Source organism: Rhodoferax sp. XS2R6, from assembly GCF_056521365.1.
In genome coordinates this window covers 523,496-538,920 of sequence record NZ_JBWMAY010000002.1, presented here as the reverse complement: position 1 = coordinate 538,920, position 15,425 = coordinate 523,496, and the positions used below count along the sequence as shown (strand labels likewise).

General features: G+C 61.9%; 16 protein-coding genes. 12 read left to right on the top strand and 4 right to left on the bottom strand.

The genetic code is table 11. The features are described 5' to 3' along the window. The first annotated feature begins 3 nt into the window (after positions 1-3). The 5 genes from AC097A_RS09050 to adk all read left to right on the top strand — a co-directional run bounded on the left by AC097A_RS09050 (position 4) and on the right by adk (position 3,212). Positions 4-432, top strand: a complete 429-nt coding sequence (locus tag AC097A_RS09050; protein WP_479620575.1) for an ExbD/TolR family protein — start codon at positions 4-6, stop codon at positions 430-432. Positions 433-436: 4 nt separating this feature from the next. Continuing rightward, on the top strand, positions 437-1,495 hold the full coding sequence (gene lpxK / locus AC097A_RS09045; RefSeq protein WP_479620574.1) for a tetraacyldisaccharide 4'-kinase: 1,059 nt from the start codon (positions 437-439) through the stop codon (positions 1,493-1,495). After that, positions 1,476-1,658, top strand: coding sequence for a Trm112 family protein (locus AC097A_RS09040; RefSeq protein WP_105260613.1), 183 nt, complete (start codon positions 1,476-1,478; stop codon positions 1,656-1,658). The genes lpxK and AC097A_RS09040 overlap by 20 nt, the downstream gene beginning before the upstream one ends. A gap of 8 nt (positions 1,659-1,666) precedes the next feature. Further along, entirely contained in the window at positions 1,667-2,443 is a 777-nt protein-coding gene (gene kdsB, locus AC097A_RS09035; protein WP_479620573.1) for a 3-deoxy-manno-octulosonate cytidylyltransferase, read from the top strand. A 112-nt stretch (positions 2,444-2,555) separates the two neighbouring features. Next, positions 2,556-3,212, top strand: a complete 657-nt coding sequence (adk, locus tag AC097A_RS09030; protein WP_315848043.1) for an adenylate kinase — start codon at positions 2,556-2,558, stop codon at positions 3,210-3,212. A 43-nt stretch (positions 3,213-3,255) separates the two neighbouring features. Here the strand turns inward: adk and AC097A_RS09025 are convergent, their stop codons facing one another. Continuing rightward, positions 3,256-4,227, bottom strand: a complete 972-nt coding sequence (locus AC097A_RS09025) for an asparaginase (protein ID WP_479620572.1) — start codon at positions 4,225-4,227, stop codon at positions 3,256-3,258. Between the two features lie 114 nt (positions 4,228-4,341). Between AC097A_RS09025 and lexA the strand changes: the two genes are divergently transcribed. From lexA to AC097A_RS09010, 3 genes are all read left to right on the top strand, one after another. After that, positions 4,342-5,016, top strand: a complete 675-nt coding sequence (gene lexA, locus AC097A_RS09020) for a transcriptional repressor LexA (protein ID WP_105260609.1) — start codon at positions 4,342-4,344, stop codon at positions 5,014-5,016. 21 nt (positions 5,017-5,037) lie between these two features. Further along, positions 5,038-5,364, top strand: a complete 327-nt coding sequence (locus AC097A_RS09015; RefSeq protein WP_146097316.1) for a hypothetical protein — start codon at positions 5,038-5,040, stop codon at positions 5,362-5,364. Positions 5,365-5,430: 66 nt separating this feature from the next. Further along, positions 5,431-6,438 (top strand): NAD(P)-dependent oxidoreductase, encoded by a 1,008-nt coding sequence (locus tag AC097A_RS09010; protein WP_315493250.1) that lies wholly within the window; start codon positions 5,431-5,433, stop codon positions 6,436-6,438. A 26-nt stretch (positions 6,439-6,464) separates the two neighbouring features. Here AC097A_RS09010 and AC097A_RS09005 read toward each other — a convergent pair whose 3' ends face one another. Next, positions 6,465-8,435 carry a type IV pilus assembly protein FimV gene (locus AC097A_RS09005; protein WP_479620571.1) on the bottom strand — a complete coding sequence of 657 codons (1,971 nt, stop codon included), beginning with the start codon at positions 8,433-8,435 and terminating at the stop codon, positions 6,465-6,467. 99 nt (positions 8,436-8,534) lie between these two features. Here AC097A_RS09005 and AC097A_RS09000 point away from each other — a divergent pair, with 99 nt between their 5' ends. The 4 genes from AC097A_RS09000 (at position 8,535) to AC097A_RS08985 (ending at position 13,306) form a co-directional block, all read left to right on the top strand. Then, positions 8,535-10,055, top strand: coding sequence for a 3-hydroxyacyl-CoA dehydrogenase (locus tag AC097A_RS09000; protein ID WP_479620570.1), 1,521 nt, complete (start codon positions 8,535-8,537; stop codon positions 10,053-10,055). Between the two features lie 105 nt (positions 10,056-10,160). Further along, a complete protein-coding gene (locus AC097A_RS08995; protein WP_105260605.1) occupies positions 10,161-10,880 on the top strand; it encodes a Crp/Fnr family transcriptional regulator in 720 nt (239 codons plus the stop codon). Positions 10,881-10,907: 27 nt separating this feature from the next. Next, on the top strand, positions 10,908-11,993 hold the full coding sequence (locus AC097A_RS08990; RefSeq protein WP_479620569.1) for a phosphotransferase family protein: 1,086 nt from the start codon (positions 10,908-10,910) through the stop codon (positions 11,991-11,993). A gap of 38 nt (positions 11,994-12,031) precedes the next feature. Beyond that, positions 12,032-13,306, top strand: coding sequence for an acyl-CoA dehydrogenase family protein (locus AC097A_RS08985; RefSeq protein ID WP_479620568.1), 1,275 nt, complete (start codon positions 12,032-12,034; stop codon positions 13,304-13,306). Positions 13,307-13,407: 101 nt separating this feature from the next. Here AC097A_RS08985 and AC097A_RS08980 read toward each other — a convergent pair whose 3' ends face one another. Next, positions 13,408-14,646, bottom strand: a complete 1,239-nt coding sequence (locus tag AC097A_RS08980; protein WP_315479367.1) for an HD-GYP domain-containing protein — start codon at positions 14,644-14,646, stop codon at positions 13,408-13,410. A 116-nt stretch (positions 14,647-14,762) separates the two neighbouring features. Continuing rightward, entirely contained in the window at positions 14,763-15,392 is a 630-nt protein-coding gene (locus AC097A_RS08975) for a DUF6806 family protein (protein WP_479620567.1), read from the bottom strand. Positions 15,393-15,425 lie beyond the last annotated feature (33 nt).

The following is a 15,425-nucleotide window of genomic DNA, read 5'->3' as shown; positions in this document are numbered from 1 at the left end:
ACCATGAATTTTCGCCGCCACCGCCAGGACGAGCCCGAGATCAACCTGATTCCGTTTATCGACGTGCTTCTGGTGGTGCTCATCTTCCTGATGTTGTCCACCACCTACAGCAAGTTCACCGAGCTGCAGCTCAAGCTACCGGTGGCCGACACCGATGCGCAGCGCGACTACCCCAAGGAGCTCATCGTCGCGGTGAGTGCCGATGGCAGCTACAGCATCAACCGCAACGCCATCGCAGGTCGCAACCTGGACAGCCTGGCGATTGCCCTGACAGACAACGCAAAGGCAGGCAAAGACACCGTGGTCATCATCAGCGCCGACGCCAGCGCCAAACACCAGGCCGTGGTCACCGTGATGGAAGCGGCCCGGCGCGCCGGACTCAACCAGATCACCTTCGCCACCCAGTCCTCCGCCCAGGCGGGCGGCCAGTAAAACCATGCACGCAGGCCTGCAACAGGCCTTTCTGCAGGCCTGGACAGGCCGCAGTGCGCTGGCCTGGGCTATGCGGCCCGTCGCGTTCTTCCACGGCGTCCTGATTGCGCTGCGCCGCGGGCTCTACCACCAGCAGTGGCTGGCCATCCAGCGCCTGCCGGTGCCCGTGGTGGTGGTGGGCAATGTGCTGGCCGGCGGTGCCGGCAAAACCCCCACCGTCATCGGCGTGGTGACCCATTTGCAGGCACAGGGCTGGCAGGTCGGCATCGTCTCGCGCGGCTATGGCCGCCAGGGCGAGGCCATCCAGGCGGTGCACGCCGACGCATCGCCCACTGAAGTGGGCGATGAGCCCTTGCTGCTGCAGCGCAAGACCGGGGTTCCGGTCTATGTAGGCCGCCAGCGTGCCGCCGCGGCCCGGGCTTTGCTGCAAGCACATCCGCAGACCCAGATCATTGTGTGTGACGACGGCATGCAGCACTATGCGCTGTACCGCGACGTGGAGATTTGTGTGTTCGACAGCCGCGGCACGGGCAATGGCTGGCTGTTGCCGGCCGGCCCCCTGCGAGAGCCCTGGCCGCCCCGGGCCTTGAAGGCTGCGGGCCAATCCCGTGAGAATTTGCTGGTGCTTAACACCGGCCCCAATGCCGTGCCCGGTTTCAATGCAACTCGCCAGTTGGCCGACCACACGGTGGGGGCCAGCGGTGATGTGCAGCCGCTGACAGCCCTGAACGCCCCCGACACACACCCGGTGTGTGCGGTGGCAGGCATTGCCCAACCCGAGGTGTTTTTTGCCATGCTGCGTGCACAGGGTGTGCTGCTGGCCCATACCATAGCGTTGCCAGATCACTATGATTTTGATAGCTGGTCGCGCAATACCCACGAAGGCTACAACCTAATTTGCACCGAAAAAGACGCCGCCAAGCTGTGGCAGCACGCCCCCGAGGCCCGCGCCGTCCCACTGGTGCAAACCGCGCCGCCCGATTTCTATGCCGCGCTGGACCGCTGCCTGCAGCCCCACCGCCCTGCCCCGGTATCATCCCCCCATGGACACCCGACTTCTTGAACTGCTCGTTTGCCCCGTAACCAAGGGCCCCCTGGAATACAACCGCGACCAGCAGGAACTCATCTCCCGCAGCGCCCGCCTGGCCTATCCCGTGCGCGACGGCATTCCCATCCTGCTCGAAAACGAAGCCCGCGTACTCACCGACGCCGAACTCGGCCTGTGAGTAGCACCATGGGTTTCACCGTACTGATTCCGGCCCGCCTGGCCTCTACCCGCCTGCCCAACAAACCCCTGGCCGATCTGGCCGGTGTGCCCATGGTGGTGCGCGTGGCGCAGCGGGTGCGTGATGGCGTGCCGCAAGCCAGCCGCGTGGTGGTGGCCGCCGACAGCGACTCCATCGTACAAGCCTGCGCAGCCCACGGCGTGCACGCCATCCTGACACGCGAAGACCACCCCTCTGGCAGCGACCGCCTGGCCGAGGCCTGCGATATCCTGGGCCTGGCCGACGAAGACATTGTGGTCAACGTGCAGGGCGACGAACCACTGATGGACCCCGACCTGGTGCAAGCCGTGGCCGCGCTGCTGCACGCCACGCCACAGGCCAGCATGGGCACAGCCGCCCACGCCATCACCGACGTGGCCGACTTTGCCAACCCCAATGTAGTGAAAGTGGTGCACGACGCCGCGCACCTGGCGCTGTACTTCAGCCGCGCGCCGATTGCCTGGTGGCGCGATGGGTTTGCCAATGGCATCCACACCCTGCCGTCCCCGGCACCCTTGCGCCATATCGGCATTTATTCCTACCGCGTGGGCTTTTTGCGCCAGTTTCCCCTACTGCCACAGGCCCCCATCGAGGTGGTGGAGGCGCTGGAACAGCTGCGTGCGTTGTGGCATGGCCACCGCATTGCGGTGCACGTCAGTGCGCATGCGCCCGGCCCCGGTGTAGACACCCCCGAAGACTTGGCGCGTGTGCGCGCCATCCTCGCCGGCCAAGCCCCCACGCTGTAAGTTAGGCGCGGGGCAGCCCGTGCTATTCTCCAGAGCTACACGCGCGCAATAAAAAATGCACCAGCAAGGTGCCAAAGAAGCGCCAAAGTTTTTGTTTTATCCGAGGTTATCCATGAGACTGATTCTGTTGGGCGCGCCTGGCGCTGGCAAAGGCACGCAAGCCACCTTCATTTGTCAAAAGTACGGAATTCCGCAAATTTCGACCGGTGACATGCTGCGCGCTGCCGTCAAGGCCGGCACGCCGCTGGGCCTGCAGGCCGACGCGGTCATGAAATCCGGCGGCCTGGTCAGCGACGACCTGATCATCAACCTGGTGAAGGAACGCATCGCCCAGCCCGACTGCGCCAAAGGTTTTCTGTTTGACGGCTTCCCCCGCACCATCCCCCAGGCCGATGCCATGAAGGCGGCTGGCGTGCAGCTGGACTACGTGGTGGAAATCGACGTTCCGTTTGACGCCATCATCGAACGCATGAGCGGCCGCCGCTCACACCCCGCCTCGGGCCGTACCTACCACGTCAAGTTCAATCCCCCCAAGGTGGAAGGCAAGGACGATGTGACTGGTGAGCCCTTGGTGCAGCGCCCCGACGACCAGGAAGAGACCGTCAAGAAACGCCTGGATGTGTACAGCGCCCAGACCCGCCCGCTGGTGGAGTACTACTCCAGCTGGGCCCAGAAAGACCCCGCAGCAGCCCCTCAGTACCGCGCCATCAGCGGCATGGGTGATGTGAATGCGATCACCAGCCGGGTGTTTGAAGCGCTGACCAAGTAAGCGCTACTGGCACCGCCCGAAAAAGCCGCATCTGCGGCTTTTTTTACGCCATCAGCTGCAGCATCAGCGCGATGCGCGCCTTCACCGCAGACAGGCCCTGCGAATGCGGCAAGGCAGCAACGCCCTCACCCGCCACCACCTGGCCACGTGCGCAACGGCTGGCGCGGACCACCGGCGTGCCCTGCGCTTGCACTTCAAGCAAAGCTGCTTCCAGATCCACATGCAGCGTGCCATTGCCGGTGCCCGCCACCACCAAGCCACGCAATGGAGGAACGTTGGCATCGGGCACGGCCAAGCTGCGTACCATGGCGCCCGAGGCACCCGCATAGCTCATCACAATCTCCACCCGCGGCCATGCAGTGTTGGCCAGTGCCTGCAGATCGACCACACGCGGGGGAGCCATAGGGGCAGGCTTGCCCAACCAGCGCACGCGGGCCTCTTCCACCAGCGCCAGCGGCCCTGCATCGCCCGAGTCAAACGCGTCCACGCGGTAGGTATAACTCTTCTGCACCAGGCGGGCGCTGTGCACCGCACCCGCGCACACCACCAACACGCCGCGTGCCGCGCTGTCCAGCGCCACGGCTACCGCATCCAGCACGTTTTGCGGCCCATCGGGCGTCAGGGCCGACGCGGGGCGCATGGCGCAGGTCAGCACCAGCGGCTTGGCCTGCAATAACGCGGGGGGCAGCACCTGCTCCAGAAAGAAGGCGGTTTCCTCCAGCGTGTCAGTGCCATGGGTAATCAGCACCGCATCCACTTCCGTATCCTGCAGGTGCTGGGCACAACGCTGCGCCAGCGCGGCCCACACCGCAAAGCCCATGTCTTTGCTATCCACCTGCGCCACCTGTTCGGCCACCAGTTCGCGCCCCTGCAGCGCAGCCTGAAGTGGGGCAATGTCTTGCAGCAATGACTGCACGCCCACCTGCCCGGCCTTGTAGCCCACGTTGTCCGATCCGCGCTCCGATCGGCCTGCAATCGTGCCCCCCGTACCCAAAACCACCACTTTTTTACCCATACATCACCGCCCCACTTGCATTAATCAAAAAACTGGTTAAAAATACAGTTACTGGATGAGAAAACAGTGTGTACAGACACACAGCCAGCACCGACCCAACATGAAGGAGTCAGTATGCTTGAAAGTCCCAAACTCACCGCCCGCCAACAGCAAATTCTGGATCTGATCCAGGGCGCCATTGCGCGCACCGGTGCCCCCCCCACCCGGGCGGAAATCGCCACCGAGCTGGGCTTCAAGTCTGCCAACGCGGCCGAAGAGCATTTGCAGGCCCTGGCCCGCAAAGGCGTGATCGAACTGGTCAGCGGCACCTCCCGCGGCATCCGCCTCAAGGGCGATGTGTTGCGCTCAATGCAAGAGTCGCGCATGAAGCAGTTTGCCCTGCCCCTGCCCGGCCTGGCCCAACTGGCCTTGCCCCTGATTGGCCGTGTGGCCGCCGGCTCGCCCATCCTGGCCCAAGAACATGTGGACCAGACCTATTACGTGGAAAACAGCCTGTTCCAACGCCAGCCCGACTACCTGCTCAAGGTGCGTGGCATGTCCATGCGCGACGCCGGCATCATGGACGGCGACCTGCTGGCCGTGCAAGCCACCAAAGATGCCAAAAACGGCCAGATCGTCGTGGCCCGCCTGGGTGAAGAAGTCACCGTCAAACGCTTTCGCCGCAACAAACACCTGATCGAGCTACACCCTGAAAACCCCGACTACCAAACCATCGTGGTTGAACCCGGCGAGCCCTTCGAGATTGAAGGTCTGGCCGTTGGCCTGATTCGTAACACCATGTTGATGTAACGCAGACAGAAAGTACCCACCATGAACACCGCCATCGTCATGAAACCCGACTTTCTGGCCCCCCTGCGCCAACTCCTGGCCTGGCTGCTGCCAAGTCCTTCCCCACGTGTGCCCAGCTACACCGTGCCACGGTCTTTTGAACGCAAAAATGCTCCTGATTTAATAGCTACTTGCGCAGTATCTACGGGGGCTAGAGGCATAAACAAGCCTAAAACCAAACCCCTGCGCGTGGTCCGGGTGCTGGAGAGTGGGCAACCCCGCTCTGACGTAGGTCGTATGGTCATCTCGGGCCGCATGGCCGATGTCTGCGCCGAACTGGATCGCCTGGCCGCCTGCGAAGCCGCGTAACAACAGCGGGGCAAATTTGCCCTGCACTCTGCCGGACCGCTGGTATCCCAAGGCACAATGGCATGCATGAATATTGTGATTCTGGATGACTATCAGGATGCTGTACGCAAACTGCAGTGCTCGGCCAAGCTGGACGCTTTTCCGGCCAAGGTGTACACCAACACGGTCAAGGGCATGGGCCAGTTGTCGATCCGGCTCAAAGACGCCGATGTGATCGTCCTGATCCGTGAACGCACGCAGATCACCCGGGCACTGATCGAAAAACTTCCCCGCCTCAAGCTGATTGCCCAAACCGGGCGGGCGGGCTCCCACATCGATGTGCAGGCCTGCACCGAGCGCGGCATTGCTGTGGCCGAGGGCACTGGCTCCCCGGTCGCTCCGGCCGAACTCACCTGGGCCCTGATTTTGGCGGCCATGCGCCGGCTGCCCCAGTACATTGGCAACCTCAAACACGGGGCCTGGCAGCAGTCCGGGCTCAAGGCGGGCTCCATGCCTGCCAACTTCGGGCTGGGTGGTGTGCTGCGTGGCAAGACCTTGGGTGTGTGGGGCTACGGCCGTATTGGTCAGCTGGTAGCCGGTTATGGGCGCGCCTTTGGCATGAACGTCTTGGTGTGGGGCAGCGAGGGCTCCCGCCAGCAAGCCGTGCAAGACGGCTATCACAGCGCCACTGACCGCGAAGATTTCTTCTCACGCAGCGATGTGCTGACCCTGCACTTGCGACTCAATGACACCACACGCGGCATGGTGACGGCCGAGGATCTGGCCTGCATGAAAAACACGGCCCTGCTGGTCAACACCTCGCGGGCAGAACTGATTGAAACCGATGCACTGATTGGGGCCCTGAACCGGGGCCGCCCGGGCCTGGCGGCAGTAGATGTATTCGAAACCGAACCCGTGCTGCAAGGCCACGCACTCCTGCGGCTGGAGAACTGCATCTGCACCCCCCACATTGGTTATGTGGAGCAGGACAGCTACGAGATGTACTTTGGCGCGGCCTTCGACAACGTGGTGAATTTCATCAAAGGCACACCGTCCAACATCATCAACCCCGGTGCACTGCAGGTGCGCCGCTAAGCCGCTGCCTTGGGGCGGCCCACAGCCTAAGAACGGGGCGTCAGTGGTGGGGTGAGCGACAGCCCAGACGCATCGAACTCGATGAGATTGTCTGCGGCTGGCACAGACTCCGACAAGTCCAGGTCAATGTCCATGGCAGGCTCAAGCAAAGCAGCGTCCACGGGAGCCGGGCCCGTGTCGGGCGACGGGGCCGTTGATGGCTCTGCCGATTTGGCTGCACTGAATGGCACCACGCCGCTGGTCGTCTCGCCCGACAAACGCGTGACGAGTGCATGCAGCAACAGCAGCTCCCGGAAAGCCTCCAAATCAAAATTGACGTCTGCGGCCGCGTTGCGCTCACGCACCAGACATTTCTCAATGAACTCCAGCGCCGCCCTGCTGGGCCACACCGATGCGATGTGCGCGCACAGCTCGGGGTAAGCATCCAACCCCTGCCCCGGCTGGTTGAACTGGGTGTACGGTGGCACCTGGCCTGTGAAGAGTGCATTGAACTCGTCACGGTAGCGGTCAAACGCTTCCTTGCGGCTCAGGGTGTGCAGGGCCTTGAGCAGATCCAGGTACACCAGCGGGTTGGACTCTGCATGGTCGGCAATGTTGTGCTCCAACAAAGCGATGGCGTCGTCATACTGGCCCAGTGTCATGAAAAACTCGGCCTGCTGGCGCACATCCAGCACCTCTTGGGTATTGATGGAACGCAACGAACCCGACATGCTGGGTGAAAAATCGCGCAAACCCATCATGCGGGATGACGGTGGGGCCACTGTCACTGGCGCAACCGTTGGTACGGGCGGTGACAAGTCATCCAGATGCAGGTCAATGTCCACATCGGTCAGCAGTGCGGCTTTGCGCACAGGGGTTGGGGTTGGCAGCGGCTTAGCCACCACGGGCCGCACCGGTGCAGTCACTACGGGTGGCGGCATAACGGATGGGTCTTGGGCCGTCGTATCACGCTCCACAGGCGTCAACAGAGACTCACCCTGCCCGCTCCACCAAGGAGAGTCTCCCGCATTACGCAGCTTGCGCCAAAACCAGAACATGCCACCGGCCAGAGCCAACAGCGCTGCTGCGAGGGCGTAGATCAGCGGGTTGGCGTACTTTTCAGACTCTGACTTTTCCAGCCTCGCGAGCAAGGCCTGCATCTGGCGTTGATTTTGGGCGGTCTGCTCACCCAGCTTGCCAACGCTTTGCTCCAGCCCCTGGAGGCGCGCAGCATCGCGCAGCACCTCTTCGGGCGTGAGGTTCAGGGTCTTCCACAGTGCCGCAGCGGCAAGGCGCTTTTGCACATCCTCCACAGGCGGCGCAATCAACTCCGATGAGGACTTGAGGGCCGGCTCCCAATCCTGCGACAAGTCCAGCGGGGCCAGCTTGAGGCGCGGACGGCTGCTGGTCGGCACTTTGTTGCCCAAAGAGCTTTCGGTACGGGGCAGAGATTTTTTGGCGGGCACTGCCAGTGTTGCAACCGGCTTGGCCGACGCGGCGGCGACGGCCGGGGCGGCGGTACCTGTGCCGGTGGTTGCCGGAGCCGCATTGGCTGACGTGCCCCCAGGCAAGGCCACCGCCGGCTGGCGTGTCGCCTGGACAGGAGCGGTAGCGACCAACGGCGGACTGACTTCCGAGACCAGATCTGCCAACAGCACGTAGCGGCGGGAGGTGGAAACACCACAGGTCGAGCGCACATATACCGACACCACAGGCTCGTCCACCGGCATACGCGCCTGGATACGCAGCGCCGTGGGTTGGCCAGCGGCATTACGCTCGGGAGTGACGGAAACCCGGGTCGCTTCCTGGCGAACATCGCCGTAGAACACATCGGCCTCAAAACACAGGCCACTGCCATCTTCGTCCACCGCCAGCTGCACGGGCACCGTGATCTGGAAGGGCTGGCCCAACAGGGCCGCCCCGCGGGCGCGCCCCAGAGTCAGTGCACTGCTGCCCATCGCAGCACACAGCAGCAGGGCACCCAGGGCGCAATGTGTAAGTTGAAAGACCGGCTTCATTGATTCTGTCGATTCTCGCATACCCTAACCGAGCGAAAAGCTATCGTGCCAGCGGCAACACCCCGCATTTCTAGCACCACCGCGCCAGATAATCCGGGCATGAAACCACTCTTTGAACACATTGGCATCGTCGGTGCCAGCGCCATGGGGCGCGGTATTGCACAAATCGCAGCCCAGGCGGGCAGCACCGTTCTGCTGTTCGACACGGCGCCAGACGCCACACAGGCAGCCGCGGCCGCATTGCAAGCGCAGTGGCAAAGCCTGGCCAGCAAAAACCGCATCAGCGCCAGTGACGTTGAGGTCTTCAGCTCCCGCATTCGCCAAGCTGCCAGCCTGCAAGAACTGGCTGCGTGCCCTCTGGTCATCGAGGCCGTGGCCGAGCGCATGGACATCAAGACCCAGCTGCTGCAGGCCCTGGAATCCTGCCTGGCGCCCAGTGCGGTACTGGCCAGCAACACCTCATCCCTGTCCATCACCGCACTGGGGGCGGGTCTGCAACGCCCGGCACAGTTGGCCGGCTTTCACTTCTTCAACCCGGTCCCCTTGATGAAGGTGGTGGAGGTCATCCCGGGCCTCAAGACCGCGCCCACCGTGGTGGAGGCATTGCAGCAATACGCCAAAGACCTGGGCCACACGCCCGTGCTGGCGCAAGACACGCCGGGCTTCATCGTCAACCACGCAGGGCGTGGGTATGGCACCGAAGCGCTGCGCGTGGTCTCCGAAGGCGTGGCGGACTTTGCCACCATTGACCGCATTCTGCGCGACCAATGCGGCTTCAAGCTCGGCCCCTTTGAGCTCATGGACCTGACCGGCCTGGATGTGTCGCACCCGGTGATGGAGTCGATCTACCAGCAGTACTACCAAGAACCCCGCTACCGCCCCAGCGTGATCACTGCACAGCGCCTGGCAGGTGGACTGACCGGCCGCAAGGTCGGTGAAGGGTTCTACCGCTACACCGACGGCCAGGCCGTACTGCCTGCCGAACCCGCCGTGCCTGTGGTCGAAGAGATGCCGCCCGTCTGGCTGTCACCCCGCGCATCACGGCGTGTGGAGCTGCTGATGCTGTTGAAGAACCTGGGCGCCAAGATCGAGACCGGGCAATCCCCCTCACCCATCGCGCTGACACTGGTAGCCCCCCTGGGCTTTGACATCACCACGGTGGCCGTGGTGGAGCGGCTGGACCCGGCCCGCACGGTGGGCATCGACATGCTGCTGGACGACGCAGGCACCAAGCGCCGCGTGCTGGCCACCAACCCGGCCACTCGCACCGACATGCGTGATGCCGCCCACGCGCTGTTTGCACGTGACGGCAAAGCCGTGAGTGTGGTGCGCGACAGTGGTGGTTTTGTCACGCAGCGCGTGGTGGCCAACATCGTCAACATTGCCAGCGACATGTGCCAACAGGGCATTTGCAGCCCCAAGGATCTAGAGACCGCGGTGACACTGGGCCTAGGCTACCCCATGGGCCCACTGGCAATGGGCAATCTGTGTGGCCCCACCAATGTGCTGGAAGTGCTGTTCAACATGCAAACCGTGTACGGTGATACGCGCTACCGCCCCAGCCCATGGCTGCGCCGCCGCGGCGCCATTGGCCTGAGCCTGCTGCACGAAGAAGAGTAGACCCCGCACCAGACGCACTGGTGACACCCCCCTGTACCTGGCGCGGTCCCGGGGGTGACAATGTGGGCGCGATTTGCCTTCCGCAAGTCACCCAAAAGACAGGCCATGGACGAACCCATTCTTACCATTGATGAACGCACTGCGATCAACGCAGGGCGCTGGTTTTCATCCCTCTCTCCTTCTCTCAAACACGACATTCTTCGATGTGCCTACGTCAAACGTTACAAAGACGGCGAGCTGATTGCAGCGCGCGGCGAGCCGCCCGAGGAATGGATTGCCTGTGCCAAGGGCGCAGTGCGTGTGAGCTCCACCTCCATCTCGGGCAAGCAGATCACGCTGACCTATGTGGAGCCCGGAATCTGGTTTGGCGATGTGGCGATCTTCGACGGGGACCGCCGCACGCACGATGCGTATGCGCATGGAGACAGCACCATCTTGTGTGTGGCCAAGGCGGATTTTCGAAAAATTTTGGCCAACCATGTGGAGCTGTACGAAGCCATGCTGCGCCTGCATGCACGGCGCATTCGCCAGCTCTATGGTTTGGTGGAAGACCTCAACACCCTGCCCTTGCGTGCGCGGTTGGCCAAGCAACTGCTGCATTTGGTGCGCAGCTACGGGGTGCCCTCGCTCAGCGATGGCAGCGAGGTGCGCATTGGCCTGCAACTGGCGCAGGAAGAGCTGGCGCAGCTGCTGGGTGCATCGCGCCAGCGCGTCAACCAGGAGCTCAAGGCCATGGAGCGCGAGGATGCGATTCGCATCGAGCCCGGTGGCCTGGTAATACGCGACCGCGCGGCGCTGATGCACATCATTGACGCAGATAACTAGTTTTCGACTTTCACACCATCCATCTGCATGAGCGACTTTGACCACTTTATCGGCACCCGTTCCGTTTCGGGCCAGCACGTCTTTGACGTGGCGGCGCTGGACGCCTGGCTGCACAGCAACCTTACCGGCTACGCCGGCCCGCTGGAGGTGGAGATGTTCAAAGGCGGCCAGTCCAACCCCACTTACAAGCTCAACACACCCGGCAAAAGCTATGTGATGCGCGCCAAGCCTGGCCCGGTGGCTAAGCTGTTGCCATCGGCCCATGCAGTCGAGCGCGAGTTTGCAGTCATGCAGGGCCTGCACGGAACCGATGTGCCTGTGCCGCAGATGCACTGTCTGTGCGAAGACGAGTCCGTCATCGGTCGCGCCTTTTATGTGATGGAGTTTATGCAGGGTCGCGTGCTGTGGGACCAGTCGCTGCCAGGCATGAGCACCGAGCAACGCGGCGCCATCTACAACGAGATGAACCGCGTCATATCGGCCCTGCACACCGTCAAGTTTGCCGAGCGCGGCTTGGCTGGCTACGGCAAGCCGGGCAACTACTTCGAGCGCCAGATTGGCCGATGGAGCAAGCAGTACGTGGCCTCCATCACCCAACCCATCCCTGAGATGGACCAGCTCATGGAGTGGCTGCCCAAGAACATTCCGGCGATGGCGCGCGACGACAGCATGGTCAGCATCGTGCATGGTGACTACCGGCTGGACAACCTCATGTTTGACAGCCGCGAGACCCAGGTGCGCGCGGTGCTGGACTGGGAACTGTCCACCCTGGGCCACCCGCTGGCCGACTTCAGCTACCACTGCATGGCCTGGCACATTCCGCCAGGCGCCTTCCGCGGCATTGGCGGACTGGACTTTGCAGCACTCGGCATCCCCTTTGAGGACACCTACATCCGCATGTACTGCGACCGCACGGGCCTGGCCGAGCCCGCGCAGCTCAAGACGGACTGGAACTTCTACATGGCCTACAACATGTTCCGCATCGCGGCCATCCTGCAAGGCATTGCCAAGCGTGTGGAAGCTGGTACCGCCTCCAGCGCGCAAGCGGTGAGCTCTGCTGCAGGCGCCCGCCCGCTGGCCCAGATGGCCTGGAAGTTCGCCCGCCAGGCCTGATTTTTTGACTGCACACGCCCCCTACCCCCGGAGATTCCATGGATTTTGACTACTCCCCCGAGACCAAAGACTTGCAGGCCCGCCTGCTCAAGTTCATGGACGAGCACATCTACCCCAATGAGGGCGCGTACCACGCCGAGATTGCGGCCAACACCGCAGCCGGCAAGCGCTGGACGCCTCTGCAGACCATTGAAAACCTCAAACCCAAGGCCCAGGCCGCGGGATTGTGGAATTTGTTTTTGCCGGTAGACAGTGCGGAGGCTTCCGGTTACCACGGCGCGGGTTTGACGAACCAGGAATACGCCCCGTTGGCGGAAATCATGGGCCGCGTGATGTGGTCTAGCGAAGTGTTCAACTGCTCGGCGCCCGACACCGGCAACATGGAAACCATCGCCCGTTACGGCTCAGACGAAAACAAGGCGCGCTGGCTCAAGCCGCTGCTTGAAGGCAAGATCCGATCCGCCTTTGCCATGACCGAACCCGATGTGGCGTCCAGCGACGCCACCAACATTGAAACTCGCATCGAGCGCCAGGGCGACGAGTATGTGGTTAACGGCCGCAAGTGGTGGATCTCCGGCGCCGGTGACCCGCGCTGCGCGGTCTACATCACCATGGGCAAGACCGACCCAGAGGCGCCTCGCCATTCGCAGCAGAGCATGGTGCTGATACCTGCCGACACCAAGGGCATTACGGTGGTGCGCCCCCTGAATGTGTTTGGCTACGACGATGCCCCCCATGGCCACATGGAGATGCGTTTCGAGAATGTGCGCGTGCCCGCTTCCAACATCCTGCTGGGTGAAGGCCGCGGTTTCGAGATCGCCCAGGGTCGCCTCGGCCCCGGCCGCATCCACCACTGCATGCGCCTGATCGGCCTAGCCGAGCGCGCGCTGGAGTTGATGTGCAAACGCGCCTCCAGCCGCATTGCCTTTGGCAAGCCCATCGCCGCACAAACCGTCACACAGGAGCGCATTGCCGAGGCCCGCTGCAAGATTGACATGGCGCGCCTGCTTACACTCAAGGCGGCCTGGATGATGGACATGGGCGGCAACAAGTTCGCCAAGAATGAAATTGCGATGATCAAGGTCGTGGCCCCCAGCATGGCCTGTGAGGTCATCGACTGGGCCATGCAGGTGCATGGCGGCGGCGGCATGTGCGACGACTTCCCGCTGGCCTACAGCTACACCTGCGCACGCACGCTGCGTTTTGCCGACGGCCCGGACGAAGTACACCGTAACGCGATTGCCAAGCTGGAGCTGGGCAAGTACGCACTTAACCCGAGACCGGTCGAGATGCCCATCACCCGGGGCTGTTAAAGAAAAAGGAGCCAGTGTCAAAACACTCGCTCCTTTTTTGATAGCTGCTCACGCAGTATCTACGCGAGCCAGAGGCCTTTTAGGCTCTAATTCTCAGGTTTTTACCAAGGTGCATTGGGCAAACCGGACCACAGCTCATTCAAATCGGCAAAGCGCCATTTGGCGGGGTCCTCCCGGCTGGCGATTTTGTCATTCGCGCTGGGCTTGGACAGGTCCACCAGTTCGGGGACGATGCGCATATTGGATTTGGTGGAGAAAAACACCTTCACACAAGGTGTGGTCAGCGACTTGGCCGTCTGCTCCACCACAACGCCCAAACGTCCCGAGCTCAGGCGCACCAAAGAACCAATCGGGTAAATCCCCAGACTCTTCACGAAGGCCTGAAAAACTTTGCCGTCAAAGTGCCCATTGGCCCACTCGGCCATCTTGCGCAGCGATTCTGCAGGGTCCCAGCCGATTTTGTAAGGGCGGTTGGACGTGATGGCGTCGTACACATCACAGACGGCGCCCATCTTGGCAAACAAGCTGATCTGGTCTACCTTCAAGCCCTCAGGATAGCCCGATCCATCGGTCTTTTCATGGTGGTGCAGGCATACATCGAGCACCACCGGATCCACGTCCTTGCTGGTCTTAAGCAGGCGATAGCCTTCTTGCGGATGTGTCTTGATGATGGCGAACTCGGCATCGGTGAGTTTGCCTGGCTTGTTCAATACCTCCATGGGCATGGCAGCCTTGCCCAAATCGTGCATCAGGCCCGCTAGCCCAGCCAAGCGGGTTTGTTCCTCGTCCATGCCCAACTGTTTGGCCAGCGCTACCATCATGGCGCACACCGCTACGGAATGCATATAGGTGTAGTCGTCGGCAGTCTTGAGGCGAGCCAGACTGATCAGGGCGCCTGGGTTGCGGGTGACGGAGTCGGTGATTTCTTCCACCATCTGCCTGGCACCACCCGCATCCACGGTGTTGCCCATGCGGGCCTCCTGGAACATGGACATGACAGCCTGCTTGGACTGGTAGCAGATCTTGGCGGCGCGCTGCAGTTCCACATCAATGGAAACCGGTGCAACCTCGCGCTGGGCAGACACCGCTTGGCGTAACTCCTCTTCGACTTGCTCTTCGGACTCAGATTCCGTCATGGCCGACTGGCCCTCTGCCACATCCAAGCCCTTGTCGGAGTCGATCCAGACCTCCTTGATGCTGCTGGCCAAGATAGTGGTGATGTCTTTGGGATCGGTGATCACAAAGCCCGTTCGCCAAAACGGGTGCTCCATCCACGAACCGCAGAACTCCTTGAGGTGCATGCCCACCGTCAGTTGTTGAACGCTGATCTTCTTGAGCATGGATTTGTTTTTGGAATCTAGCGACGACACGGAAATGAACGAATCAAGCTACATAGTCAACGACGAATTTTTAGTATACGTGCGCAAATGCCGGCTGCGCAGAAAATAAGTGCCGCTCAATGCAAATGCCGCGGCTTGCGCCCACCACCGTGGCCGCTGCCAAATCCGCCACCCGAGCCACGCGGGGGTTTTCCAATTTCTAGGGAGCTCACCAACGCATCAAACCGCTGCGTGAACAACTTGTCCACTTCGGCGACAACTCCCCCCAACTCGGAGCCATCAAAATGGCGCTCCATGAGATTAATCAGATCTTGCACCAGCAAGTCACGCTGAACTTGCATGATGGAGGCCGGATTGGGCCCCACAAACAACACCACAAAGTCATCGCGCGAGGCTGCATCGGAGGACGGTTCGTCTTCATCAAACTCGGAGTCATAGAAAGTCACCTCAATGGCAGCCCCAGCATCAGCCAACTCATTGAGGTTCATGCAGACTTCATCCAGTGTCTGACGAAAGTCTTCATCACCCGCCACGGTCCAACACATCTGTAATACATGGTCAGGCGCATCGAACTGGATGCCTGGCTCGTCTTCATAGCTACTTTTGGCACCGTCCGTCAACGACTTGGCTCCGGCGTACTTCCACATCGGTTTCAAGGCATCTTGTAGCTGGGCAAAGGTCGCGTCCGCACGCAGCAGAATCTGGCCATGGACATGGATTTCGAAAGGGGCGTTGTAGTTCGACATAACAGTATGTGGTTGCGAGACCGGAACCCCAAA

What these genes read in the sequence shown, in the direction of transcription:
- AC097A_RS09050 (WP_479620575.1), top strand. Translation starts at nt 4, where the DNA reads ATGAATTTTCGCCGCCACCGCCAGGACGAGCCCGAGATCAACCTGATT.
- lpxK (WP_479620574.1), top strand. Translation starts at nt 437, where the DNA reads ATGCACGCAGGCCTGCAACAGGCCTTTCTGCAGGCCTGGACAGGCCGC.
- AC097A_RS09040 (WP_105260613.1), top strand. Translation starts at nt 1,476, where the DNA reads ATGGACACCCGACTTCTTGAACTGCTCGTTTGCCCCGTAACCAAGGGC.
- kdsB (WP_479620573.1), top strand. Translation starts at nt 1,667, where the DNA reads ATGGGTTTCACCGTACTGATTCCGGCCCGCCTGGCCTCTACCCGCCTG.
- adk (WP_315848043.1), top strand. Translation starts at nt 2,556, where the DNA reads ATGAGACTGATTCTGTTGGGCGCGCCTGGCGCTGGCAAAGGCACGCAA.
- AC097A_RS09025 (WP_479620572.1), bottom strand. Translation starts at nt 4,227, where the DNA reads ATGGGTAAAAAAGTGGTGGTTTTGGGTACGGGGGGCACGATTGCAGGC.
- lexA (WP_105260609.1), top strand. Translation starts at nt 4,342, where the DNA reads ATGCTTGAAAGTCCCAAACTCACCGCCCGCCAACAGCAAATTCTGGAT.
- AC097A_RS09015 (WP_146097316.1), top strand. Translation starts at nt 5,038, where the DNA reads ATGAACACCGCCATCGTCATGAAACCCGACTTTCTGGCCCCCCTGCGC.
- AC097A_RS09010 (WP_315493250.1), top strand. Translation starts at nt 5,431, where the DNA reads ATGAATATTGTGATTCTGGATGACTATCAGGATGCTGTACGCAAACTG.
- AC097A_RS09005 (WP_479620571.1), bottom strand. Translation starts at nt 8,435, where the DNA reads ATGAAGCCGGTCTTTCAACTTACACATTGCGCCCTGGGTGCCCTGCTG.
- AC097A_RS09000 (WP_479620570.1), top strand. Translation starts at nt 8,535, where the DNA reads ATGAAACCACTCTTTGAACACATTGGCATCGTCGGTGCCAGCGCCATG.
- AC097A_RS08995 (WP_105260605.1), top strand. Translation starts at nt 10,161, where the DNA reads ATGGACGAACCCATTCTTACCATTGATGAACGCACTGCGATCAACGCA.
- AC097A_RS08990 (WP_479620569.1), top strand. Translation starts at nt 10,908, where the DNA reads ATGAGCGACTTTGACCACTTTATCGGCACCCGTTCCGTTTCGGGCCAG.
- AC097A_RS08985 (WP_479620568.1), top strand. Translation starts at nt 12,032, where the DNA reads ATGGATTTTGACTACTCCCCCGAGACCAAAGACTTGCAGGCCCGCCTG.
- AC097A_RS08980 (WP_315479367.1), bottom strand. Translation starts at nt 14,646, where the DNA reads ATGCTCAAGAAGATCAGCGTTCAACAACTGACGGTGGGCATGCACCTC.
- AC097A_RS08975 (WP_479620567.1), bottom strand. Translation starts at nt 15,392, where the DNA reads ATGTCGAACTACAACGCCCCTTTCGAAATCCATGTCCATGGCCAGATT.